The organism is Thalassospira mesophila (assembly GCF_002115755.1).
GTDB classification, from domain to species: domain Bacteria; phylum Pseudomonadota; class Alphaproteobacteria; order Rhodospirillales; family Thalassospiraceae; genus Thalassospira; species Thalassospira mesophila.
The window spans coordinates 1-874 of sequence record NZ_JFKA01000052.1 but is presented as its reverse complement, the minus strand read 5'-3'; the positions used below and the strand labels follow the sequence as shown (position 1 = coordinate 874).

Genomic DNA, 874 nt, shown 5'->3' with positions numbered 1-874 from the left:
ACCGCCAGCTAAGGTCCCAAAGTTATGGTTAAGTGGGAAACGATGTGGGAAGGCTTAGACAGCTAGGAGGTTGGCTTAGAAGCAGCCACCCTTTAAAGAAAGCGTAATAGCTCACTAGTCGAGTCGGCCTGCGCGGAAGATGTAACGGGGCTCAAACCATACACCGAAGCTACGGGTATCACGTAAGTGATGCGGTAGAGGAGCGTTCTGTAAGCCTGTGAAGGTGAGTTGAGAAGCTTGCTGGAGGTATCAGAAGTGCGAATGCTGACATGAGTAACGACAATGGGTGTGAAAAACACCCACGCCGAAAGACCAAGGTTTCCTGCGCAACGTTAATCGACGCAGGGTTAGTCGGTCCCTAAGGCGAGGCTGAAAAGCGTAGTCGATGGAAAACAGGTTAATATTCCTGTACTTCTGGTTATTGCGATGGAGGGACGGAGAAGGCTAGGCCAGCTTGGCGTTGGTTGTCCAAGTTTAAGGTGGTAGGCTGAGATCTTAGGTAAATCCGGGATCTTAAGGCCGAGAGCTGATGACGAGTTGTCTTTTAGATGACGAAGTGGTTGATGCCATGCTTCCAAGAAAAGCTTCTAAGCTTCAGGTAACCAGGAACCGTACCCCAAACCGACACAGGTGGTTGGGTAGAGAATACCAAGGCGCTTGAGAGAACTCGGGTGAAGGAACTAGGCAAAATGGCACCGTAACTTCGGGAGAAGGTGCGCCGGTGAGGGTGAAGGACTTGCTCCGTAAGCCCATGCCGGTCGAAGATACCAGGCCGCTGCGACTGTTTATTAAAAACACAGCACTCTGCAAACACGAAAGTGGACGTATAGGGTGTGACGCCTGCCCGGTGCCGGAAGGTTAATTGATGGGGTTA

The 874-nt window shown here is 51.3% G+C and carries 1 rRNA gene; it reads left to right on the top strand.

Annotated features, from left to right (window positions below):
• A 23S ribosomal RNA gene (locus TMES_RS21975) occupies positions 1-874 on the top strand; the annotation flags it as partial.